Source organism: Pseudomonas sp. 05N434 (genome assembly GCF_056396965.1).
The window spans coordinates 1-770 of sequence record NZ_JBFTMK010000991.1 but is presented as its reverse complement, the minus strand read 5'-3'; the positions used below and the strand labels follow the sequence as shown (position 1 = coordinate 770).

Sequence of the window (770 nt, the reverse complement as noted above, 5' to 3'; positions counted from 1 at the left end):
CTGCGGTGCAACGTCGTGTAGCACCAACAACAGACTGGGTGTGTTCATGGGCTCAGCCATTGGCGATCAGCGGCCATTGCGTGCCGAGTACGGCGTGATAGTGCCCCAGCAGGCTGTGGACCACGGTGTCCCAGGCGTAATGTTGCTCGACATGCCGTCGGGCCTGTTTGCCCAACGCGGCGCTGCCTTGGCTGAACAGTTCGCGAACGGTGTTGGCCATCGCCACTGGATTGTTCGGCGCGCAGAGCAAGCCGCATTGATCGGTGACAATCTCCTGGAAAGCCCCGGCCGCCACGGCCACCACGGGAATGCCACTGGCCATGGCTTCGAGAACCACCAGGCCAAAGGTTTCCTGGTCSCCGGCATGCACCAGCGCGTCGGCGCTGGCCATCAGGCGTGCGACTTGCGCTGCCGGGCAGAATTCATCGAGGACGGTGACATTGCGCGGCACCAGGGTCGGCATCGACGAGCCCACCAGCAGCAAGTGGTAGCGACGCCCCAGGCGTTTCATGCAGTTGAGCAGCACCGGCAGGTTTTTTTCCTTGGAGCCGCGGCCGGCGAAGATCAGCAGGTGAGTGTTTTCATCGATGCCCAATTCGGCCCGCAGGCCTGGATCCCGAACGCTGGGGTTGAACGTTTGCAGGTCGACGCCCAAGGGCTGTACGAAAACGTTCTTCACCCCCAACCCGATCAGTTTGTCGGCCATGACCTGGCTTGGCGCCAGAACCCGGTCGAAGTTGCCGTAGAGCTTGCTGACATAAGCCTCGACA

The 770-nt window shown here is 62.2% G+C and carries 1 protein-coding gene; it reads right to left on the bottom strand.

Going from position 1 to position 770, the window contains the following annotated elements:
- Positions 1-52 precede the first annotated feature (52 nt).
- Positions 53-770: glycosyltransferase (locus tag AC1DLB_RS31280; RefSeq protein WP_477786439.1), on the bottom strand; the 718-nt coding region annotated here is incomplete at its 5' end.